Source organism: Gorillibacterium sp. CAU 1737 (assembly GCF_039888655.1).
Taxonomy (GTDB): domain Bacteria; phylum Bacillota; class Bacilli; order Paenibacillales; family NBRC-103111; genus Gorillibacterium.
The window spans coordinates 800,440-821,617 of record NZ_JBDQQO010000001.1 but is presented as its reverse complement, the minus strand read 5'-3'; the positions used below and the strand labels follow the sequence as shown (position 1 = coordinate 821,617).

The following is a 21,178-nucleotide window of genomic DNA, read 5'->3' as shown; positions in this document are numbered from 1 at the left end:
GCTTACGTCTAGTGGAAAAAGCGGGAAAGCTCCCCTTGGATGAGCGAAACCTGGTTTGGCCGCTTGTTTCCGGTAAAGAGCTGCTGCTTGAGCATCTTGTGAAGCTGAGAATCCGACAGCTCCTTGCGTTTCTGCTCGGTCTCCACCGTAATCACGGTCGCTTCTTCGGAGTTCTGCGTGATCGGAGACAGAACCTGCTTGATCCCGGCGATGTTCACGCCCTTCTCGATCAAATTCTTGATCTCCAAAAGACGTTCGACATCAATGAACGAATACAATCGTTGGTTGCCGCCCGTTCGTGCAGGCTTCACCAATTCATGCTGCTCATAATATCGGATTTGCCTTGCCGTAAGGTCGGTCAGCTTCATCACGATCCCGATCGGGAACAAGGCCATGTTCCTTCGGATTTCATCATTGTTCAAGGCCAATCACTCCTGTGACGGATATTCCTCTTCATCTTACCATTGAACCAGAAAAAGTGTCAACCAGTGTGAGGTTTAATTACAGCTTGATTACAAAAGATTCACAATAGCCCTCGCACCCTCATATTCTCTAACGCGTGAAGGACGCCAAGCTTCGCATGAGCGTACGTCAAGCCGCCCTGCATATAGGCGATGTACGGAGCACGAACCGGAGCATCAGCAGACAGCTCGAGGCTTCCTCCCTGGATGAACGTTCCGGCAGCCATAATAACCGGATCGTCATACCCCGGCATATCCCACGGTTCCGGAACCACATGCGAATCGACGGCAGCCGCCTTCTGGATACCCTGTACGAAGGCGATCAGATGATCGGCTCCCGTGAAGCGAATCGCCTGAATGAGGTCGGTACGCGGGTCTCTCCAGCCGGGCTTTGTATCGAACCCGAGTTCCTCAAAGACAGCCGCCGCGAACACACTTCCTTTGAGCGCCTGTCCCACCAGATGGGGAGCGAGGAACAGGCCCTGAAACAAGCTTCGCATCGTGTTGAGCATAGCCCCGACTTCCCCGCCGATTCCCGGCGCGGTCAGCCGAAATGCTGCTTTTTCCACCAGTTCCGCTCTTCCTGCTATGTACCCGCCAGTCGGGGCGATCCCTCCGCCCGGGTTCTTGATCAGAGAACCGGCGATGAGATCGACGCCTGCTTGGGTCGGTTCGGTGAGCTCGGTGAACTCTCCATAACAGTTATCTACGAACACGATTGCATCCGGTTTCCGGTTTTTGACGAAGGCTGTCATTTCTTCGATCTCTTCCACGGTAAAAGACGACCGCCAAGCGTACCCGCGAGAGCGTTGGATGCCGACAACCCGGACATCATCCGTGAGCGCGGCCTCAATGGCCGCCCAGTCCGGCTTTCCATCCTCGGTCAACTCTACCTTGCCGTATCCGATGCCGAAGTCGGCCAATGAGCCCGAGCCGTCCTTCCCTTTTCCAATCACGTGATGAAGGGTGTCGTAAGGGTCTCCGGTGATGTAAAGAAGCTTGTCACCGGGCCGAAGCACCCCGAACAGCGCTGTGCCAATCGTATGCGTACCTGAGACGAAATGAGGGCGTACGAGAGCCGCCTCCGCCCCAAATACGTCCGCATAGACGAGATCCAACACTTCTCGCCCGCGGTCATTGTATCCGTAACCGGTCGAGCCGGCAAAATGAAAATCGCTGACTTTGTGCTTCTGGAACGCCTCGATTACCTTCCATTGGTTCGCTTCCGCAAGGCGATCCAGCTCTTTCAGGCGGGCTTCCGCCGTCACTTCCGCCGCTTCCGCAATGCGGCGAATCTCGTCCGATAAAATCATGACTCCAATCTCCTTCGTTTCACATACAAGCAGAAAAGAGGAGTTTACCACGCCGTCCCAGCATGGTCAACTCCCGTTCCCTCCCCTCTGCGCGAACCTTTTTCTCGCATCGGTTAGCCTTTCGATTATCGAGAAGCCGACTCGGAGTGAGCACGAAAAGGCTCCAGCGTGTGGCCGAACTTCCCCGCATCGGTAGCATCCAGCCGAACGTTCAGCATCATGTCGTCTCCATCCACTTCACTATCCAGCACCGTTCCGATCCGGTAAGCAAACGCGATCAGGTCGCCTCGGTCAGCCGGAATACGATAGGACGCCGTCCCGCCCGACAGCTTGTTCTCCAGGAAGAGGAGCAGGCTCTCCAAATCCTTCTCCTGCAGAGCGGAGATGCGCAGCCATTCACCAGGCGCCGTAAGCAGATCGCGCTCAGCTATCGGGATCTGATCGATCTTGTTAAACACCGTCACCCGCTCGTTGCCCTCCGCTCCCAGCTCGCGAAGCACTTCGTCGACGACGCGCATCTGCTCGTCTCTCATCTCCGAGGAGCTGTCGACGATATGGAGGATCAAGTCCGCTTCATTCGCCTCCTCCAGCGTCGCACGGAAGGCGGCCACGAGGTCATGGGGCAGGTTCTGAATAAAGCCGACGGTGTCGGTGAGCACGATTTCCTTCCCGCCCGGAAGCGTCAAGCTGCGGGTAGTCGGGTCAAGCGTGGCAAAGAGCTTGTCTTCCACATAGACATCTGCTTGCGTCAAGCGCTTCAGCAGCGTGGATTTGCCGGCGTTGGTATACCCGACAAGAGCCACTTGCGTGACGCCGGTCTTTTTGCGCCGTTCCCGGTGCAATGTGCGCTGGCGAACCACCTCGGCGAGCTGCCCCTTCAGGGTGGAGATCCGCTCGCGGATGTGACGGCGATCCGTCTCCAGCTTCGTTTCCCCGCCGCCAAAGCGGGTACCGATGCCGCCGCCCTGCCGGGATAGATTTGTCCCTTGGCCGGACAAGCGAGGCAGGAGATAGCTTAGATGCGCCAGCTCGACTTGCAGAATGCCTTCCCGTGTCTTGGCGCGTTGGGCGAAGATATCCAGGATCAACTGGGTGCGGTCGATGATCTTCGCATCGAGGAACTCCTCCAGATTGCGCACTTGGGCCCCGGACAGCTCCTGATCGAAGACAACGATATTCGCTTCGGTTTGAATGACCAACTGCTTGACCTCTTCAGCTTTGCCTTTGCCGATGAACCATTTGGGATCGGCCGTCTCCCGGTTTTGCGTGATTACGCCGAGGACTTCAAGCCCCGCTGTCTCCGCCAGGTTGATCAGCTCGTTTAAGGAATGCTTGGCCATCTCCGCCGTCCAGCGGCGGTCGTCGGTGACGAGACTGACGAGGACCGCTTTTTCGTCCACCAAGCTCTCCACGTTATGGGTTGTTGATTTCATAGAACCTCCTTGCAGCCGGAGCCTGGAGAGCGGATAACCGCTCCCCGGCCGGTTGACTGTCTCTTTTTCAATATATTGCAAATGACGTACTATCAGGAAGCTCCCGTGTGAGCGGAATTCAAAGAGCGGGAACCGAAGAACAGCCTCAATGCGGAAAGAGGCGGCACCTAAGCCCTCGTCTCCATCATGTACCTGACTCGCCCTGCTTATCCCTCACAAGGAAAACAGGAGCTTTTCCCGGAGAGCCGGCGCTTGCTCGGGAAGGTCTTCAGGCCGGAGCGCCATCAATTCCTGCTTCGAGGGCCCTCCCCCTTGACGCAGCAGACGAACCGCTTGGTTTCGCAGTGCCTTCTCCAGAAGATTGCGTATGTAGCGGCCGTTGCTGAACGCCTCCAGGCACGTATCCTTCTCCCGCTGAATTTGCTGCTTCAGCTTCCATTCCGCTTGCGGAGTCAGCACGTACTGCCTCTCCTTCAGTTGAATGTCCGCGATCTGCAGCAGCTGATCGACCGAGTAGTCGGGAAACTCGATCAGGACCGGGAAGCGGGAGGGCAAGCCCGGGTTCGTGCTGAGAAACTCCTTCATCTCCTCTGGATAGCCCGCCAGGATGAGGATGAATTGATTCTTATGGTCCTCCATGGCTTTCACCATCGCTCGCTATTTGCGAGGAATCGGCGAGTCGGTAGCGAATGTCCAGCTGCAGGCCGGAACCGGCCGCAAAGACCACCTCGCGGACGGCGAGCTCGAAGACCGCGCGGCGGAGCGCGAAGTCCGCGCCGGCGAGCGCGGCCTCGACCGCCTGGGCGGCTTCCTCCGCCGCCCAAGGAGCCGTCGCCGCGGCTCGAAGCTCCGCGAGCCGCGCGCCCAGGCGCCGCGCATCTTCCGCGAGCGCCGCGTCCTTGCGGCGGAAAGCCGCGCGCTCCAGCTCGTCGGCGAGGTACAGCTCGAGGAGCCGCTCCCGGCGCTCCTCGAGCCGATCCCGCCGCCGCGCCAGCTCCGCGGCTTCCGCCGCCTGGGCGCCGCCCACGGCCGTGCTGGCGCCGCGGGCAAGCCAGTGCCGCGCCTCGCGAGCGGCGGCGGTGCTTACGCGCTCCCACAGGAGCGCGTCGACGGCGGCCGCATTCCAGTAGCGGCCGCAGCCCTTGCCCGCTCGCCCGCCTGCCGGGCAGCGGTAGTACGCGCCGCCGCCGGGGGCGTAGGCGGCGGTCATGCGCCGGCCGCACGCGCAGATCGCGCGGCCGGCGGCAAGCCGCTCGGCACGGCCTGGGCGAGCGGCGCTGGACGCCTTCCGGGCCAGCATGCGCCCGGCGGCGGCGAACAGCGCCTCGTCCACCAGCGGGACGAGCGGCAGCGGGAATTGCTCCTCGGGCGGCCGCTCGTGGCGGTACCCGAGGTGGTAATCGACCTTATAGGCCGAATAGGTGCCGAGGTAGCTGGGGTTGCGCAGAATCCGGCTCACGGTGGAGCCGTACCAGCGCGTTCCCCTCGGGGCCGGGCAGCCTTCCGCCTGCAACTGGCGAGCGATCGCTGCCGCGCTCTGCCCATCCGCGGCTAGACGGAAGATCTGCTGGACCCTAGAGGCTTCATCCGAAGATGGAACGAGCACGTCCTCCTCCGTGTCAAACCGATAACCATACAACCGGGGGTCGAGACTTAGCTTTCCATGGTGCTTCAGCTTCGCAAGACGACCGCGGATGGTGCGCTCGCGGATCTTCTCCCGTTCGAACTCTGCGAACATCCCCCGGAGCTGGTAGAACATTCTTCCCTCAGGTGTATTGTTCCATGCAAAGTTGACGAATTCAAGGGTGATTTTTCCTTTAACCAATTCCTCAGTCACAATCAGCTGGTGTGACAGCTTGCGGGACAGCCGATCCGGGTCATAGACGACAACGATTTCAATGCCCGAACCGCTTGCCACGAGCTCCCGCATGCGATTCAGTCCCGGTCGGTCAAGCTGGGCGCCGGAGGCTTCATCCGACAGCACAAGCACAGCGTCCGGCGAGTACCCGAGCTCCTTCGTCCGCCGCAGGCAGTCCTCTCGCTGGGCTTCCAGGCTGTAGCCGCGCTCCGCTTGTTCTTCCGTGGATACCCGGGCATACACAATCGCTTTCCAGGGCGGCTTACCCCCGGCCGCTTCTTCTAGGAAGGCTTCCGGCATCCTTGCGTTACTCCCCTTACTCGTCACGCTCTCATGGGGCATCTGCTCTCTCCCCTCTGGCCCGCATTCGGGATTTGAAGCCTCTCCTTACTCCGCACTCTCTTCCCGGTCTCCCTGTACTTTGCCGTGATCCCGGCTTACCAGCAGCAGCCTGACGATGCGCCCCATGCGTTCCTCTTCGTCCCTCGCACTCGCTTCCTCCAATGACTCGTAATGCTCAAGAATGGCGATATCCGACTGGCGGAGCGGCTTTCGCGCCATGGCCATCCCTCCCGCTTCACCTATATGAAGCACAAGGAATGTCCCATTCCGGCAGCACCACAAAAAACACCTTATCGGGAGATTCCCGAAAGGTGTCAGCAGAAGGAAAACCACCGTCAGCCGTTCATTCGCTCGTCTTATGAGCGCAGCCTGGATGAGCTGCACGTCAATCCCTCCTGTCCTTCAGCCATTTCTCCAATTCATCGAGGTCGTTTGGTTTCATCTTCTTGCCGTTGTACAGGGTGGCAACCAAACTGGCGAAGGAATTGCCATGGAACCGTTCCATGAAGTCGCCTGTCTCAAATTTCAAATAATCTTCCTTGGCGATCATCGGATAGTAGGTACGTTCCTTGCCGTTTTTTTCGGTTCGGAGAAAACCGCGATCCACGAGCCTGACCATGAGGGTGAGAATCGTCTGGGCTTTCCATTCCCTCTCTCTGCCCAATTGCTCCATGATCAATGCGCTGGAAATAGGCGGCTCGTTCGCCCAAACCACCTTCATGATTTCGAATTCCGCATCCGGGAGCTTCTTGATCAAGCTCATGAAGCGCACCTCCATATTCTACAACTGTCTTTTTATATTCTACATCTGTCTTTTCTCGCCGTCAATGCTTCACAGATCTCCGCGAAAATGCAAAACACCTCATTTCGCCGCATCCAGGCACGAAATAAGGTGTCCGCCATTCGAAGTCCATTCGAAATAGAAATCGGATCTCTGTTCAAGAAAAAGCATTATTTTTCGTGGAGTTCTGCAAGATGGGCAGCATTCGGGTTTCCTGCTGCATGGAAGACCCGCAGAGGGGGCAGGCCGGTTCCTCCAGAAAAGCAAAGTTCGATCTCATCCAACCCTTGCAATCCCCGCTCGCGCAGGACCAGACCGCGGTATCCTCCTCCGGCAGCGCTTCAGGAATCTTTTTGGAAAACATCGCAACCCTCCTTTCTCGAATCCGCGAGTTAACGAGCAGAACCTTCACCAAAACCGCATAGAGCGAACCCTCCAACCTAGATGCTCGTTCCTAAGAACGGTTGGAGAGAACGCTCTACCGCGTGTCTTCCATCCTCACCGTCCGCCTTTCCCTTAGGGAATGGCTGAGTGGCGGGATGGATGACAGGCACTCGCCCTTCTTCTATGCTGGTTAACGGCGCTTACAGCCGGACCACATTCTCCGCCTGCGGGCCGCGGTTTCCTTGGGTAATGTCGAGTTGAACACGCTCACCTTCATTCAGCGATTTGTAGCCTTCGGTTTGGATGGCGCTGAAATGCACAAACACATCCTTACCGTCTTCCACTTCGATGAAGCCATAGCCTTTTTCTGCATTGAACCATTTTACTGTACCTGTCGTCATATTTCGTAATTCCCTTCAACTTGGACTAGCCGATTTCACACCGGCTTTCTATAGTATGCAGGAAGGGGAGGAAATATATGCGAACTGCAAAAAAGGACCGGCAGTCCTGCCGGTCCTTTCCTCGCAGATGGGATTCCATGGTCTTCACCATCGCATCGATGGCTTCCTTGCCAAAGTCCTTCTCCCCGCCTCGAGCGAGGCTGTATGCTTCGTCAATGAACAAGACGCCGCCCATTGCCTTCTTAATAAGCTCGCGCGTCTTGATGGCCGTATGCCCGATGTATTCGCCGACCAGATCGGCTCGCTCCGCTTCGATCAGGTGGCCTTTGGACAGCACACCCATCTCCTGGAACAGCTTTGCCACCATTCGAGCTACCGTCGTTTTGCCGGTACCCGGGTTGCCTTTGAAGATCATATGGTAAACCTGAGGCTGAACCGCCAGTCCCGCCTCGGATCGATACCTCTTTACTGCCAGCATGGCGTAAATCTCATAAAGCAAATCCTTGACCTCCGCCAGCCCCACCATCCGGTCAAACTCCTGCATCAGCTCGGCAAACGGCTCCGCCCTCCACTCGGCGGGAAGGCTCCCTGCCACGGACTGTGCCGCTTTCGGTGCGGTCGCCTGGGGCTGGCTCAGAACGACGCTGATCTGCCGGGAAGGCCGGTCGTTTCCTGCTGGTTGCTGGGGCATGCGGTTCTCCATCACACTCATGATATCACCTCTCCCTTCAGGTGATATCAGTATACGCAGGAGCCCAGAAAATCGTTCTCTTTCTGTCCGGAATGTTGGGCAACCTTAGAGCAGCAACCGGAACAAGGTGAGCACCAGGCCGACGAGGAAGCCGCAGATGGCTCCGTTCAGCCGAATCCATTGCAGATCCGCCCCGATCTTCTCCTCCAGCATTTCGACGAGCGATTCATCATCCATTTTGTTCAGGTTGTCTCGAACGAGCTCCCCGATCCGGTAGTGATTACGCTCCACCGCATTTGCGAGAGCCTCCGCGATTTGCTGCTCCCACTTGTTCGTTACCTCCGGCATGCCGGACAGCTTGTCGAGCGTGAGGCGCAAGAGGCGCACAAGAATCGGACCGCCGCGCCGGGCTTCTTCCTCAAGCCAACGGAGAATGGCTTCTCGCAGCTCTTCCAGCCGCTCCAGGGCCCAATCCGCCGTCGACTCCTCCTCCAGCTTGCCCAGCGTCCAGCTGCGCAGCGAGTCGGCAAGAACGGGATCAAGCGCAGCTTCACGAGCCCTTTGCTGGATTTCGCCCAGAAGCTTACCTCTCATCGGCGAGGCAGGTGCTTTCATATCCCACAGCGTGGACCGGAGCATCCCCTTCAGCATGCTGCCCAGCTTGTCCTCGCTGAGGAAGCCGGCTGCCGCTTGGAAGGCGAAGCCCATGAACCCGCCCATCTGCAGCTCGCGCAGCTTGCCATGGGCCATCCGGCCGAGCATGGCCTCCGTCTCCGGCTTCCCGATCCATTCATCTGCGGCTTTTAGGACCGCATCGAAGGCGCGCTCGTCCCATCCCTCCTGCAAGCCCGTGTGCACCAGGCGGGTCAGCAGAGGCTGAAGCTCCGCCTTCTCCAGCGTCTTCGAGAGGCCGTTTTGGACGAGCGGGATTGCCTTCTCCATGGGAAGGCTTCGAACCGCCGCCTGAGCGCTCTCCAGAACCGCCAGACGGGTTTTCCGTTTGCCGAGCGCTCCGACAACAGCAGAGGCGGCTGCGGGGAGCAGACGAACCTCCTTCAGCTTCTTCTGAATGCTCTCCTTGTTCAACAGCTCCGTCTCCATCGCTGTGATCAGAGATTCCACGATCCGGTTGCGGTTCTTAAGCAGGAGCGAAGTATGCGGGATGGGAATCCCCATCGGATGCCGGAACAGAGCTGTCACAGCGAACCAATCCGCTAATCCGCCGACAAGACCTGCTTCAAATCCGCCGGATAAGATTCGGTAGAACGGCGTATCTGGCAAGAGGAGGCTTCCGAGAAAGCCTCCTGCCATCACGACCAATGAAACGGTCGCCATCTTGCGAGTATTCTTTTCAGGTTTCGGGGCATCGCTCGGGGTGATGGCATTGCCCGAAACAGAGGCAGTCACTTTCCGTTTGGCTCGAATGATGTTGACCTCCTATCGCACTTGACGAGTCCGCAAAAGCACGCATCTTCAACCGGATAGGCGGCGAGGAACGAAAGCCTCTGCCTTTTGGCAACTCATCCACTCTTCATGCATGAGGAGTGGTAATGGGCTGCTAGCGATTGAAGTGATACGGTACGGTTGCGATGACGACGTCCTTCTGCGCGAACAGATAGGCACGAATGAGCAGACTCGTCTGGTTGTGCAGCAGATTTTGCCACCAGTGCTTCGTAATAAACTGCGGGATGAGGATGGTAATGTGATCCGTCTCCGCCGTCTTCCACTCCACCGTGTTGATGAACCGGGTTAGCGGGCGGATGATGCTCCGGTATCGGGAGCGCAACGTAATGAGACGAACGCCCGGATTCCACAGCTCCCACTTCTCCTCCATGCGTCGAATATCCTCGTCATCAAATCCAACGTATACGGCAACCACGTTCTCTGTCAAGGATTTGGCGTAGCTGATCGTGTGGAGAACGACGCGTGTGACACCGGCAACCGGCACGATGATCGTGCTTCCCTTGATCACCGGTTTTTCCTTTTCGATATCAATACGAAGCAGATCCGCCGTGTTCTTGTAGTGCAGGCTGATGCGCTTGAACAGGTAGATGACCGCCGGAAGGAAGAGGAAGACGCCCCACACGTGAGAGAACTTGGTTACGATGAAGATGAGCGTAATCGTAAGGGTCGTCAGCATCCCGATCGTGTTGATGGCGAATTTGATCAGCCAGCCGGAAGGACGCAGCTTGAACCAGCGGACCATCATCCCGAGCTGAGAGATGGTAAAGGGAATGAATACCCCGACCGCATAGAGCGGAATAAGGCTCGTGGTGTCCCCTCCCGATGCGATGATCAGCAGGGCCGACATAACCCCGAGGAAAATAATGCCGTTCGAGAAGCCGAGACGGTCGCCGCGCACCTGAAAGGCGTGAGGCAGGTATTTGTCCTTCGACAGCATGAAGGCCAGCAGCGGGAAGGCGGCATAGCCGGTATTGGCGGCCAGGAACAAGATCAACGCGGTAATCCCTTGAATCCAGTAAAAGAGAACGTGACGGCCAAACGTCGCTTCGGTGATTTGAGAAACGACGGTCATCTTCTCGTTCGGCAGTACACCGTTCCAATAAGCGAGAAGGCTGATACCGAGGAACATGAAGCCGAGAATGGCTCCCATCATCATAAGCGTCTTTGCGGCATTCTTTTCGGAAGGCTGCTTGAAGTTCGGAATGGCGTTCGACACAGCTTCCACCCCGGTCAGAGCGGTACAACCTGAGCTGAAGGCTTTCAGCAGGAGGAACAGGCTGATGCTGGAGACGGTGGTACCCATCGCCGGAACGTGCTCAGGCCCGCCGTACATCGCATACTTGACAACTCCCGAGATGATCAAGACCGCGATTGAGACGATAAACAGATAAACCGGAATGGCGAGGAAACTGGCGGATTCCGTTGTGCCCCGAAGATTGATGAGCGTTAGGAATATAATCATGCCGAGAGCAATGATCACCCGGTAGTCATGCAGCGATGGAAACGCGGATGTAATGGCATCGGTGCCGGCCGACGAGCTGACGGCTACGGTCAAAATGTAGTCGACGAGCAGCGATCCGCCCGCCATGAGGCTCGTGCTCTCTCCCAGGTTGTCCTTGGCGACGATATAAGCCCCGCCTCCGGATGGATAAGCATAGATGGTTTGTCGGTACGATAGGATGAGCACAAGCAGCAGACCGAGAACCGCAATGGAGATCGGAATGGAGTACCAGATCGCGACGGCTCCCGCCGCCATAAGGGCGATGAGGATTTGCTCTGTGCCGTAGGCAACGGATGACAAGGCATCCGAGGATAAGACGGCCAGCGCTTTCAGCTTGGAGAGTTTTTCGTCTTCGAGTTCGGTCGACTTCATCGGACGACCGATCAAAAAGCGCTTCAGTTGATTGGCCATGATTTCTTGCTCCTTTTTCTTTAACATGCGTTTGGTTTCAGGCGAGAATGAGCGTGCACGCACATTCTCGGTGAGCCCGATTTCTAATCATAAAGTAACGCCATTTTCCCGTAAAGAAACACCATTTCTCGCCAGCGCCGATCCTTTCTCACTCTTTGCCATCCGTCGTCAAAAGCACCGACGAAAGAGTCTTTCTCATGCTCGCATCTGCTTCTAGCTAGCTTTTGCTTCTATTCTCTTCCTCATTCCTTTCTGTAATCGCTATCATTTTCTAGAAAAAAACAGCCCGCCGATTTGGCGGACTGCTGCAAAGCACAGGATATCGAATCCGATTAGTTTGCGGGTTGAATCGTGACCGAGTTGATCTTGACCTCTTCGGTCGGAGCACTGCGTTCTCCCCTCAAGGTGGACGTCACAGGAGTTGCGGCAAGGGCCTTCACCACGTCCATCCCTTCCGTCACCTTCCCAAAGATCGTGTAATTCGCATATTGGGGATCGTTCAGGTTTAAGCTGTCGTCACCGGTGCAGATAAAGAACTGACTTCCCCCTGTGTTCGGGCCGGCATTCGCCATCGCCACGATTCCGGGCTCATACGAATGGCCATTGTTCAATTCGTCAGGCAGCGTGTAGCCCGGCCCACCTGATCCCGTGCCGGTTGGGTCGCCGGTCTGAATCATGAAGCTTTCGATGATCCGGTGAAAGGGAACTCCGTCAAAATAGTGCTGCTCCGCCAGAAAGACAAAGCTGTTGACGGTTTCGGGCGCATCCTTGGCAAACAGCTCTATAGTGAAGCTGCCCTTGTTGGTTTCCATTACGGCCTGATAAGCCTTGGTTTTGTCGATGGTCAGGTCAGGAGCCTTCGACCATTGCAGCGGGCTTGCTGTCGGCTCCGCCGCTCCGGCGGCCGACGGAGAAGGGCTCTCCGATTTGTCGGCGGCTTTGCCACATGCGGTTAAACCGAGAAGGAGGACCACCGCCAGGATGGTCCATTGCATCATTCGAAATCGTCTCACGGGTTGCCTCCATTTCCGTTATTGCTGCCATTTCCATTCCCATTGCCGTTTCCATTGCCAGGCTGCTCGTTCCCTGAGCTGCCGGAGACGGGAGTAGCGGTCGCACCCGGTCCTTCCTGACCTCCCGGTGACGGGCTGACGGAAGCCGATGGGGTGGGGGTCGGTTCGGTACCCGGCTCCAGCCAATCGCCGCCGCTTTCGGACGGAGTAGGCGTTTCTTCTCCGTTCGGCGTTTCTTCCCCGCTGGGACTTACGGTCGGGGTTTCGAGCGGAGTCTCGGACGGAGTCGGGGTTACGGCCTCCATCGGAATTTCGATCAGCGCCGTATTCGAAGCTGTCCCTTCCTGATCCTGGCCCGGGTCATACGTCGTCACATAATACGAATATTTGCCTCCCGGAACAATGGTCATGTCCGCGAACTCGCTGACCCCTGTCAGCTCCTGCAGCAAGGAGGCCGCTTCCTCTGCCGATTCTTTGCGGTAGATGCGGAAGGTCAGCTTAGCCGCATTCTGGGGCGCCTTCCAGGCGAGCTTCACCTGCTTCGTCTCCGAATCGTATGCGGCGGACAAGTCCGTCACCCCTGTAGGAGGTGATGCCGCATCCTTCACCCCGTCCGGTCGAGCAAACGACTTGACCGGGTACCCGGAGAGCGCCTCCTGCATGACCGCCTTGAAGATGGCGGCGGCACTTCCGCTCCCCATCGTGATGTAATGGGACTTGTTCGTGTTGTCAAAGCCCATCCAGACAGCAGCCGTCCATTCCGGGGTGTATCCGGCAAACCACAGGTCGGTGTTGTACTTCTCCAACCCGGCGATCGTCATCTGCGTGGAGCCGGTCTTGCCGGCAACCGGACGGTTCATGGCCGCTTTCGTGCCCGTTCCTCCAGATTGCACGACCGTTTGCAGAATCTCGGTCATCGTCCAGGCCGTCTCGGCACTCATAACCTGCTTCGCCTTCGTCTTGAATTCAGCTGCGGTATTCCCGTCTACATTCGTGATTTCAACAATCGCATGCGCTTCGTGCAGAATCCCGTTGTTCGGGAAGGCACTGTAGGCTTGCGCCATCTGGAGCGGAGACACCCCATGCGCCATCCCGCCCAGCGCCAGCGCCAGGTTGTTATCCGTCTTGTCAAAGGTGAGGCCAAGCTTCTCCGCAAAGGCCTTGCCCGTCTTCACGCCGATGTCCTGCAGGACCGAGACGGCCGGTACGTTCTTGGAGCGTTTCACCGCATATTCCAGCGATACCTTGCCTTCATACTTGCCGTCCGCATTGCGCGGGCTGTAGCCGTTGAAATCCGTGCGTGTATCGTTAAGCTGGCTGTAGCGCGTATAAGCGCCGCTCTCGAGCGCCGGAGCATAAACGAGCAACGGTTTGATCGACGATCCAGGCGAGCGAGCCATGTTTGCCGCCCGGTTAAAGGTCATCTTGTACTCGTAATCTCGGCCGCCGATCATGGCGACGATTCCTCCGGTTGCGTTATCCAGGATGACCATGCTGCTCTGCATGCGCTCGCCGTTCATGTCCTCCTGGAACAGATCGTTATTTTTGTAGGCAGTATCCATTACCTTTTGCGCGTTCCGGTTCAGGGTCGTATAAATCTTATAACCCCCGCGCGCGAGCTTGTCTTCGTCAATGCCGTACTGGTCGGCTGCTTCCTGCACGACATAGTCCTTAAAGCTGTCGAAGATCGACGTGCTTGCCGTACCGGTGCTCTTTGCCGGCCGCACATACTCGACATCCCAAGCCTCATCCATCTGTTCCTTGGTGATATACCCTTGGTTGTACATCAGCGTCAGCACGACCTGACGCCGCTCAAGCGACTTTTCCGGATTCTTAATAGGGTTGTAGTAAGAAGGCGCCTTCGGCATGGCCGCGAGGGTCGCCACCTGCCACAGCTCCAGCTTCTTCAAATCCGTTACCCCAAAATAGGTTTTGGCCGCGGTCTTCACACCCCAGGAGCTGTTGCCAAAGAAGATGCGGTTCAGGTACATCTCCATGATCTCTTTCTTGTCGAACCGTTCTTCGAGCGCCATGGCCATCGACATTTCGGTCGCTTTGCGGAAGAACGTCTTGTCTGCGTTCAGGAACATGTTCTTCGCAAGCTGCTGGGTGATCGTACTGCCGCCCTCAGCTGCTCGGCGCTGAACGATATCTTTGGCAATGGCCCGAAGGATCGATTGCGGGTCAACCCCGGAATGGTCCCAGAACCGCTTGTCCTCCGTCGCGACGAAGGCGTCGATCAGCATATCCGGGAATTCCTCATACTTGGCAATTTCCCGATTCCCCTCCGCATCGTACAGCTTGGCGATCTCGTTCTTGTCGACGTCATAGATGATGGAGGCTTGGGACATGACGAATTTATTTTCATTTTCCTTCAAGGCCTTCTGCCCGCTGTACAGAATGAAGACATAACCAGCCAATGCGATGACAATGGCCAGTGCAGCTGCGATCAGGAGCAGCAGGAAGACCTTCTTCTTGTTCATTTTCTTTTTTTTGCGTACCGGTTTCTTCTGCGGGGTTCGATTGGACATGCGCAGATTTCCCCCTTCGTTCTTTATTCTCTCTCTCTCTAACCGTTAACTATACGATTCAAACAGCTGATATGTTTCGTTTTTCCTCGCCTCCTGATAAAAGAGACGTCATAAACAAAGAACAACCCGGCAGGTAACACGCGGGTTGCTCTGATCAAGTTCATACGGGCTTCTCAGCCGTTGCTGGCGTTCAGGTGATCCATCGGTCAGTCGGCGTTCGAGTCGGACAGGAACGAAACCGAACGGAGCGGGGTGAACGTGGAGATGGCGTGCTTGTATACCATTTGCTGGCGGCCTTCGCTGTCGATGATGATCGTGAAGTTATCAAAGGCTTTGACCAGTCCGCGGATTTGGAACCCGTTCGTGAGGTAAACCGTTACCGGAATGTTCTCCTTGCGCAACGAATTCAAAAAGTTGTCCTGAATATTGATCGACTTGTTCATTCAAGTTCCCCTTTCCTTATCGAAAACTGACCGATACGGCCTCCGGCTGTCTATTGTATGTCGTTAATGGATTCATTCGCTTTTAGAACGAGCTTTCCTGCTATTATAGCATCAATTTCGTCCATTTGCTTGGAAAAGTTTTTGCCCTCGCCCGTCTCGACCCACTGGATGTCCGTCATATGACGGAACCAGGACAGCTGGCGCTTGGCAAACCGACGCGTGTTCCGCTTGATGAGATCGGACGCCTCTTCGAGGGTAAGCCCCCCCGCCAGATGGGCGGCCATCTCCTTGTAGCCGAGGCCGAGCATGGACGGCAGCTCCCGTGCGTAGCCCTTATCCAGGAGAAGGCGGACCTCTTCGGCAAAGCCTTCTGCGATCATCTGATCGACCCGCTGCTCAATTCGGCGGTACAGCTCGGTGCGCTCCATCGACAGCCCGATGAGGCACAGGCGGTACGGAGATTCCTTCGTCTGACGGGCCAGATGCTCAGAGAGCGGGATGCCGGTCAGGTGGGCGACCTCCAGCGCACGGATCACCCGCCGATGGTCGTTCGGGTGCAAACGATCGGCGGATGGAGGGTCGATCGCCCGAAGGCGGTCGTGCAGCGCCTGCTCTCCTTGCTCAGCCAGGTACTGCTGCTGGGCAAGGCGAAAGGCTTCGTCGGCTCCTCCCTCGCTGAATTCATAGCCGTAGATAAGGGATTCGATATAGAGCCCCGTACCGCCAACGACAAAAGGCAGCTTTCCCCGGGAGGCGATCTCCTCGATCGTTTCCCGGGCTTTTCTTTGGAAATCGGCCGTACTGAAGGTCTCATCCGGGTTGACGATATCAATTAGGTGATGGGGAATTCCGCCCATCTCGTCCGGGCGGATCTTGGCCGTGCCGATATCCATCTCCCGGTACACCTGCATGGAATCGCCCGACAGGATTTCGGCATTCCACTTCTGCGCGATCGAGATGCTCGCCTTGGTCTTGCCGACTGCGGTCGGTCCGATTAAGACGAGAAGCGGAGGTTTGTTCTCGGCTACCGGCAGCGGCTCCACGCGCCCGATCACAGCTCGATCACTCCATAAGCGATCTTCGTGCGCGAGCGATGCTTTGTGAAGCCGAGGCGTTCATATTCGGGGCTGTCCCGGTGCTCCTTCAGGAGGATACGACGGACGGCGACACGGCGCGCTTCCTCCACCGCCTCCAGCGTGAGCGGATCCGCATTTGCAATCCCGCGGTAGGGCGAGATTGAGCTGGATTCTTCCACCGGGATGCGAAACATCGGGTCGAAATAGACGATATCGTAGCTCTTGTCAGGGAGACGGCGAAGATAGTCCAGGTGATGCGTTTGAACCACTTCGATCCGGCGCATCGCATCATTCACCGCCTGGAACTTGGCTTGGTAGTTCGGAAGCCCTTCCTCCAGCAGGAGGACCGTGATGGCCTCGCTCTCCAACGCCGTCACCTTGCCCTCCGGCCCGACCGCATGGGCGAAGACAATGGAATCGCTGGCGAGTCCGGCGGTGCAATCCAGCACCCGATCACCCGCACGAACGCCGGATAGGTCCACCAGCGGATCGCTCTCGCCTTTGGTCATTCGCTTGACGCGGATGTAAGCCGTGCTTGGGTGGAAATAGATCGGTTCGGCATCGACCGGACAGTACATCAGCTTCTCTTCTGTGAGCAGCAGGATGCCTTGATTCCCGAAGCGCTTGCGAAGATCCGGCAGAGAGTCTCTTCTCCGATTCACATAGCGCCCGCCGGATTTGGCCGCGAGGCGCTCCGCCTCCGCCCGCGTCTCGGGGGTAGCATAATACGATGTTGTGACAAGCATGATTTTCAAACCCACTTTCAACCTTGATCTATCGGGACCGCTTGCGAAATCGAGTAAAGCCGTAAAATAGCGGGATCAGGCTATATACAATCGGAAGCATCAGCCCGCCCCACACTTGAATAGACAGGTGAGACTCTGCCTGATAGAGAGCCTTATTTACTCGAAAAACCGGAGGCAGGACTCCGATAACCCATGAAATGGAGTCAGGGAGTTTGTTCCCGATCCCCTGCCCTCCGATGGACAACACGAGGAGTAAAATCAGGACAAACAGTACATTCGGATACGGCCTCGTGCCGTCTCCTTCAACCATCCACACGAGCACGATCATGAGCCAGGTAACCGACAGGTGTGCCACTAAACCAAGAAGCAGTTCCGACAGGTTCGGAACATGATCAAATGCCCCGCGAAGCGCAGGGTAGAACGTAGCGAACAACGAGAGGAAGAAAGCGAACAGGGCTGCTGAAAGAAGTCGTCCCCACTCATAGCGAATGCGGCTACCCACGTGAAGGGCCGACAGCTCCCGCTGCACCGGCGCTTCGCTTCGGAGGAAATTTAAGGTCAGCCAGGCTGTGATCCCATACAAAAAAGTAGAGGTGAAAATGTAGCTCTCCATGACGGGATTCGGCACCAGGGAATACATCCAGGTGATAAATCCCACTCCGAGCAGCAGCGGAGCCAAATAGCGGTGAGAACGGCTAAAATCACGCAACAAATAATGAATGAGGGCTATCATGAAGAAATCGCCTCCTGAAGAGGTGCTTGTTCCTGATCGGGCTGATCGGACCGAACAGACCGAACGGAGCCCCCGTTCGTTAGAACGGCAAGCAGCAGCTCATCGGCTTGCGAGGCCAGCACCTCGAACCGGAGACCGTTTGGAATCGGCACTGCCTCCTTCGCCAGACGATGCAGCAGAGAGGCCTCTGTCTCCCGCGGTGTGGCCCATTGGGCCAGCACTGCCTCCTCCGCCTCGATTTCGATGATGCGGACCTGCCGCGGTCGGGTTGTTTCGAGGGGATGCAGCCGTCCCTTCTCCACTCGATAGACCCGATCAGCTAATCGCTCGATCCAGCGATCCTCATGGGAGGAAAAGAGCAGAGCCATTCCCTCTGAGCGAAGCTTAAGCAGCAGCCCCAACATGTCCTCCCTTGATCTTGGATCAAGCCCGGACATGGGTTCGTCCATGACGAGCAGCCGAGGACGGCCGAGCAGGGCCTGCAGGAGCGCTGTCTTCTGCAGCATCCCTTTGGAATAGTAGCGGATTTGCCGATCGGCATCCTGCTCCAGGCCAGCAAAACGGGCCAAGCTGCGAATTTGCTCGCGCAATTCCGCTTCTCGGCATCCGTGAATGCGTCCCATCGAGGTTAAATACTCCGTTAGTGTGCACCGCGGGTAGGGAAATCGATCGGGAACATATCCGATTTCGTTTCGGCTCACCCCAAACTCCAGCTTCCCGGAGGAAGGCTCGTTCAAGCCGACTGCAAGGCGAAGGAGCGTGCTCTTCCCGGCCCCATTCGGCCCTTTGAGGGCCATGCATTCCCCTGCGCGAAGCGTAAAGGTGATCGAATCCAGCACCGCTTTGTCTCGAAAGCGCTTGCTCACAGCGTTCATGCTCAGAAGAGTCTCCATATCGGCGCTCCTTCTCTATTCCACAGACAACTTCGGCGAAGCAAAGAAGCTGGCAATCGCGCTCGAAGCAGCGCCCAGCACCGTCGCTCGATCTCCGAGCTGAGAGAACCGAATCGCAAGCTTCGCTCGTGGATACGGAAGCGACCGCCGCTTCACAAAACGTTCAAGCGGCACCGTCAACCAGCGCTCCGCCTCTGCGAGCTTCCCGCCCAGTATAATGAGCTCCGGGTTAAAGCTATTGATGATGTTGATGATCCCTATCCCCAAGTAACGGGCATGCTCTTCCAGTAACCGAATCGCAGAAGCGTCGTCCTGCTCCGCTCTTGCAAACAGGTCCTCCAGCTGCAAGCCTGGCTCGGCGAGCTCGGTGCGCGCTCGATCCATGAGTGCGCTTTCGGAAGCGTACAGCTCCCAGCAGCCGACATTGCCGCAGCGGCAAGGCTTCCCATCCGGGTGAATGGAGATGTGACCCATTTCGCCGGAGAATCCCGATGCGCCGCGATACAATTCCCCTTTCAGCAGGATGCCCGTCCCGACCCCGGTGCCGATGCTCACATGGACGAGGTCGGATACGCCCTTGGCCAGCCCGTACCGGCTTTCGCCAAGCGCACCGACATTCGCTTCGTTCTCGATCACAATGGGCAACTGGAACTTGGGTTCCAGCAAGGCTTGCAGCGGAACATTCTCCCAGCCGAGGTTCGGTGCGAACAGAACATTGCCCGCCTCGTCGCTGAACCCGGGAATCCCGATGCCGATGCCGATGACGCCGTAAGGAGACGGCGGCGCACAGTCGATCAATTCCTGTATGGATCGGCTGAGCAGTTCAATCGCGGATTCGATGTCCCGGTTGTTGTGCTGGACTCTCCGTTCGCTAATGATCGTTCCATTCAAATCCGTCAGCACGCCGGTCATCCCGTCGGTCCCGAGGTCGATGCCGACAGCATAGCCGGCCTTCTCCTGAAAGAGCAGCGTAACCGGCTTCCGGCCTCCGCGAGATTCTCCCGCTCCGCTCTCGTAGGCGAGGTTCGCCTCGATCAGCTCATTCACGAGCGTGGAGACCGTAGCCTTGGTCAAGCCCGTACTCTCCGCAATTCTCGCTCGAGAAGTCGGAGAGTCATGGCGGATCAGCTCCAGCACGAGCGATTTATTCAATTTTTTCATTAAACTCAAGTCGCCAGTTTGCTTCATAACTTCCCCCAACCGATATTCGATATTTTTCGATTTTACCATGTTTCAGAAACGTTTTCATCTTTCTTTCCCTTAAGTTAGTTTATTCGATTTACAAAGTGGGCAGCAAGTGGTATGATAAACATGAAAGCGTTTCTCCTTTGGAGCAGGCGCCAATCTATTAGCGGAGGGAATCATTCCATGAGCTATTTCGGCAATGTGGACAAAATCAAATACGAAGGCAGAACGTCGACCAACCCGCTCGCCTTCAAGCACTACAACCCTGAACAGGTCATTCTGGGCAAAACGATGCGCGAGCATCTTCGTTTCGCGGTTGCTTACTGGCACTCCTATACGTACAACGGCAGCGATCCGTTCGGCGCCGGCACGATGCTGCGCGGCTACGACAAATTCACCGGAATGGACCTGGCAAAGGCTCGCGTAGAAGCGAACTTTGAGCTGCTGAACATCCTCGATGCCGATTACTTCTGCTTCCATGACCGCGACATCGCTCCGGAAGGCGCAACGCTGCAAGAAACGAACAAGAACCTCGACGAAATCGTCGCCCTGATTCAATCCAACATGAAGGCAACGGGCAAGAAGCTGCTCTGGAACACCGCCAACATGTTCACCAACCCGCGCTTCGTACACGGCGCAGCAACGACGAGCAATGCTGACGTGTATGCATATGCAGCGGCTCAAGTGAAGAAAGCCCTCGAGCACGGCAAAGAGCTCGGCGGTCAAAACTATGTCTTCTGGGGCGGTCGTGAAGGCTATGAATCCCTGTTGAACACCGACATGGGCCTCGAGCTCGACAACCTCGCCCGCTTCCTGCACATGGCGGTAGACTATGCGAAGGAAATTGGCTTCGACGCCCAATTCCTGATCGAGCCGAAGCCGAAGGAGCCGTCCAAGCACCAATACGACTTTGACGCGGCAACCTCCCTCTCCTTCCTGCAAAAGTATGACCTGCTCAAGCACTTCAAGCTCAACATCGAAGCCAACCATGCCACGCTGGCTGGCCACACCTTCGAGCACGAGCTGCATGTATCCCGCATCAACGGCGCCCTCGGCTCCATCGATGCCAACCAAGGCGACGTTCTGCTCGGCTGGGACACGGACGAATTCCCAACCGATCTGTACTCCACGACGCTAGCCATGTATGAAATTCTCCAAAACGAAGGCGGAATCGGCCGCGGCGGCGTAAACTTCGACGCCAAGGTTCGCCGTCAATCCTTCGAACCGATCGACGTCGTATACGGCCACATCGCTGGGATGGACTCCTTCGCTCGCGGGCTCGTCGTAGCCGCCAAGCTGCTGGAAGACCGCGCTCTGGTGAACGTGATCGACAACAAGTACGCTTCCTTCCAATCCGGCATCGGCGCCGACATCGTGGCAGGCAAAGCCAACTTCAAGTCGCTTGAAGCCTACGCTCTGCAAAACAACCCGATCGTCAACAAGTCCGGCAACCTGGAGTTGGTTCGCTCGATCGTCAACCAATACCTGTTGAACGCATAACTCTTATTAGCAGGCCAT

General features: G+C 57.0%; 19 protein-coding genes and 2 pseudogenes. 1 reads left to right on the top strand and 20 read right to left on the bottom strand.

What is annotated here, in order from left to right; translation table 11 throughout:
* Positions 1-8: 8 nt before the first annotated feature.
* From AAFN83_RS03795 to AAFN83_RS03700, 20 genes and pseudogenes are all read right to left on the bottom strand, one after another.
* Positions 9-395 carry a MerR family transcriptional regulator gene (locus AAFN83_RS03795; protein ID WP_058304694.1) on the bottom strand — a complete coding sequence of 129 codons (387 nt, stop codon included), beginning with the start codon at positions 393-395 and terminating at the stop codon, positions 9-11.
* 128 nt (positions 396-523) lie between these two features.
* Entirely contained in the window at positions 524-1,774 is a 1,251-nt protein-coding gene (locus AAFN83_RS03790) for a methionine gamma-lyase family protein (protein WP_347767170.1), read from the bottom strand.
* Between the two features lie 125 nt (positions 1,775-1,899).
* Positions 1,900-3,207, bottom strand: coding sequence for a GTPase HflX (gene hflX / locus AAFN83_RS03785; protein WP_347767168.1), 1,308 nt, complete (start codon positions 3,205-3,207; stop codon positions 1,900-1,902).
* A gap of 213 nt (positions 3,208-3,420) precedes the next feature.
* Positions 3,421-3,858: pseudogene (locus tag AAFN83_RS03780) on the bottom strand (AAA family ATPase); the annotation flags it as partial.
* Positions 3,833-5,365, bottom strand: a complete 1,533-nt coding sequence (locus AAFN83_RS03775) for a recombinase family protein (RefSeq protein WP_347767166.1) — start codon at positions 5,363-5,365, stop codon at positions 3,833-3,835. The gene AAFN83_RS03775 and the pseudogene AAFN83_RS03780, both read right to left, overlap by 26 nt.
* 87 nt (positions 5,366-5,452) lie before the next feature.
* On the bottom strand, positions 5,453-5,626 hold the full coding sequence (locus AAFN83_RS03770) for a hypothetical protein (RefSeq protein ID WP_347767164.1): 174 nt from the start codon (positions 5,624-5,626) through the stop codon (positions 5,453-5,455).
* Between the two features lie 166 nt (positions 5,627-5,792).
* Positions 5,793-6,170: a BlaI/MecI/CopY family transcriptional regulator gene (locus AAFN83_RS03765; RefSeq protein WP_347767163.1), complete on the bottom strand. Its 378-nt coding sequence runs from the start codon at positions 6,168-6,170 to the stop codon at positions 5,793-5,795.
* A 175-nt stretch (positions 6,171-6,345) separates the two neighbouring features.
* The gene (locus tag AAFN83_RS03760; protein WP_347767161.1) at positions 6,346-6,552 is read right to left on the bottom strand and encodes a cold-shock protein; all 207 of its coding nucleotides are present in this window, start codon (positions 6,550-6,552) and stop codon (positions 6,346-6,348) included.
* Between the two features lie 220 nt (positions 6,553-6,772).
* The gene (locus AAFN83_RS03755; RefSeq protein ID WP_347767160.1) at positions 6,773-6,973 is read right to left on the bottom strand and encodes a cold-shock protein; all 201 of its coding nucleotides are present in this window, start codon (positions 6,971-6,973) and stop codon (positions 6,773-6,775) included.
* 127 nt (positions 6,974-7,100) lie between these two features.
* Positions 7,101-7,676 (bottom strand): annotated as a pseudogene (locus tag AAFN83_RS03750) (AAA family ATPase); the annotation flags it as partial.
* Positions 7,677-7,769: 93 nt separating this feature from the next.
* On the bottom strand, positions 7,770-8,999 hold the full coding sequence (locus AAFN83_RS03745) for a DUF445 domain-containing protein (protein ID WP_347767159.1): 1,230 nt from the start codon (positions 8,997-8,999) through the stop codon (positions 7,770-7,772).
* Positions 9,000-9,222: 223 nt separating this feature from the next.
* Positions 9,223-11,040 carry an APC family permease gene (locus AAFN83_RS03740; RefSeq protein ID WP_347767158.1) on the bottom strand — a complete coding sequence of 606 codons (1,818 nt, stop codon included), beginning with the start codon at positions 11,038-11,040 and terminating at the stop codon, positions 9,223-9,225.
* Between the two features lie 332 nt (positions 11,041-11,372).
* On the bottom strand, positions 11,373-12,053 hold the full coding sequence (locus AAFN83_RS03735) for a peptidylprolyl isomerase (protein ID WP_347767156.1): 681 nt from the start codon (positions 12,051-12,053) through the stop codon (positions 11,373-11,375).
* Positions 12,050-14,584 (bottom strand): PBP1A family penicillin-binding protein, encoded by a 2,535-nt coding sequence (locus AAFN83_RS03730; RefSeq protein ID WP_347767154.1) that lies wholly within the window; start codon positions 14,582-14,584, stop codon positions 12,050-12,052. The genes AAFN83_RS03735 and AAFN83_RS03730 overlap by 4 nt, the downstream gene beginning before the upstream one ends.
* A gap of 206 nt (positions 14,585-14,790) precedes the next feature.
* The gene (gene hfq, locus AAFN83_RS03725; protein WP_347767152.1) at positions 14,791-15,027 is read right to left on the bottom strand and encodes an RNA chaperone Hfq; all 237 of its coding nucleotides are present in this window, start codon (positions 15,025-15,027) and stop codon (positions 14,791-14,793) included.
* Positions 15,028-15,077: 50 nt separating this feature from the next.
* Positions 15,078-16,082: a tRNA (adenosine(37)-N6)-dimethylallyltransferase MiaA gene (gene miaA, locus AAFN83_RS03720; RefSeq protein WP_347767150.1), complete on the bottom strand. Its 1,005-nt coding sequence runs from the start codon at positions 16,080-16,082 to the stop codon at positions 15,078-15,080.
* Positions 16,079-16,849: a class I SAM-dependent methyltransferase gene (locus AAFN83_RS03715; protein WP_347767148.1), complete on the bottom strand. Its 771-nt coding sequence runs from the start codon at positions 16,847-16,849 to the stop codon at positions 16,079-16,081. The genes miaA and AAFN83_RS03715 overlap by 4 nt, the downstream gene beginning before the upstream one ends.
* Before the next feature lie 28 nt (positions 16,850-16,877).
* Positions 16,878-17,582 (bottom strand): hypothetical protein, encoded by a 705-nt coding sequence (locus AAFN83_RS03710; RefSeq protein WP_347767147.1) that lies wholly within the window; start codon positions 17,580-17,582, stop codon positions 16,878-16,880.
* A complete protein-coding gene (locus AAFN83_RS03705) occupies positions 17,579-18,475 on the bottom strand; it encodes an ABC transporter ATP-binding protein (RefSeq protein WP_347767146.1) in 897 nt (298 codons plus the stop codon). The genes AAFN83_RS03710 and AAFN83_RS03705 overlap by 4 nt, the downstream gene beginning before the upstream one ends.
* A gap of 15 nt (positions 18,476-18,490) precedes the next feature.
* Positions 18,491-19,636, bottom strand: coding sequence for an ROK family transcriptional regulator (locus tag AAFN83_RS03700; protein ID WP_347767144.1), 1,146 nt, complete (start codon positions 19,634-19,636; stop codon positions 18,491-18,493).
* Between the two features lie 207 nt (positions 19,637-19,843).
* Between AAFN83_RS03700 and xylA the strand changes: the two genes are divergently transcribed.
* On the top strand, positions 19,844-21,160 hold the full coding sequence (gene xylA, locus AAFN83_RS03695; RefSeq protein WP_347767143.1) for a xylose isomerase: 1,317 nt from the start codon (positions 19,844-19,846) through the stop codon (positions 21,158-21,160).
* Positions 21,161-21,178 lie beyond the last annotated feature (18 nt).

What these genes read in the sequence shown, in the direction of transcription:
- AAFN83_RS03730 (WP_347767154.1), bottom strand. Translation starts at nt 14,584, where the DNA reads ATGTCCAATCGAACCCCGCAGAAGAAACCGGTACGCAAAAAAAAGAAA.
- AAFN83_RS03705 (WP_347767146.1), bottom strand. Translation starts at nt 18,475, where the DNA reads ATGGAGACTCTTCTGAGCATGAACGCTGTGAGCAAGCGCTTTCGAGAC.
- AAFN83_RS03765 (WP_347767163.1), bottom strand. Translation starts at nt 6,170, where the DNA reads ATGAGCTTGATCAAGAAGCTCCCGGATGCGGAATTCGAAATCATGAAG.
- AAFN83_RS03710 (WP_347767147.1), bottom strand. Translation starts at nt 17,582, where the DNA reads ATGATAGCCCTCATTCATTATTTGTTGCGTGATTTTAGCCGTTCTCAC.
- xylA (WP_347767143.1), top strand. Translation starts at nt 19,844, where the DNA reads ATGAGCTATTTCGGCAATGTGGACAAAATCAAATACGAAGGCAGAACG.
- AAFN83_RS03715 (WP_347767148.1), bottom strand. Translation starts at nt 16,849, where the DNA reads ATGCTTGTCACAACATCGTATTATGCTACCCCCGAGACGCGGGCGGAG.
- AAFN83_RS03760 (WP_347767161.1), bottom strand. Translation starts at nt 6,552, where the DNA reads ATGTTTTCCAAAAAGATTCCTGAAGCGCTGCCGGAGGAGGATACCGCG.
- hfq (WP_347767152.1), bottom strand. Translation starts at nt 15,027, where the DNA reads ATGAACAAGTCGATCAATATTCAGGACAACTTTTTGAATTCGTTGCGC.
- AAFN83_RS03795 (WP_058304694.1), bottom strand. Translation starts at nt 395, where the DNA reads ATGGCCTTGTTCCCGATCGGGATCGTGATGAAGCTGACCGACCTTACG.
- AAFN83_RS03770 (WP_347767164.1), bottom strand. Translation starts at nt 5,626, where the DNA reads ATGGCGCGAAAGCCGCTCCGCCAGTCGGATATCGCCATTCTTGAGCAT.
- hflX (WP_347767168.1), bottom strand. Translation starts at nt 3,207, where the DNA reads ATGAAATCAACAACCCATAACGTGGAGAGCTTGGTGGACGAAAAAGCG.
- AAFN83_RS03775 (WP_347767166.1), bottom strand. Translation starts at nt 5,365, where the DNA reads ATGCCGGAAGCCTTCCTAGAAGAAGCGGCCGGGGGTAAGCCGCCCTGG.
- AAFN83_RS03755 (WP_347767160.1), bottom strand. Translation starts at nt 6,973, where the DNA reads ATGACGACAGGTACAGTAAAATGGTTCAATGCAGAAAAAGGCTATGGC.
- AAFN83_RS03740 (WP_347767158.1), bottom strand. Translation starts at nt 11,040, where the DNA reads ATGGCCAATCAACTGAAGCGCTTTTTGATCGGTCGTCCGATGAAGTCG.
- AAFN83_RS03700 (WP_347767144.1), bottom strand. Translation starts at nt 19,636, where the DNA reads ATGAAAAAATTGAATAAATCGCTCGTGCTGGAGCTGATCCGCCATGAC.
- AAFN83_RS03745 (WP_347767159.1), bottom strand. Translation starts at nt 8,999, where the DNA reads ATGGCGACCGTTTCATTGGTCGTGATGGCAGGAGGCTTTCTCGGAAGC.
- AAFN83_RS03790 (WP_347767170.1), bottom strand. Translation starts at nt 1,774, where the DNA reads ATGATTTTATCGGACGAGATTCGCCGCATTGCGGAAGCGGCGGAAGTG.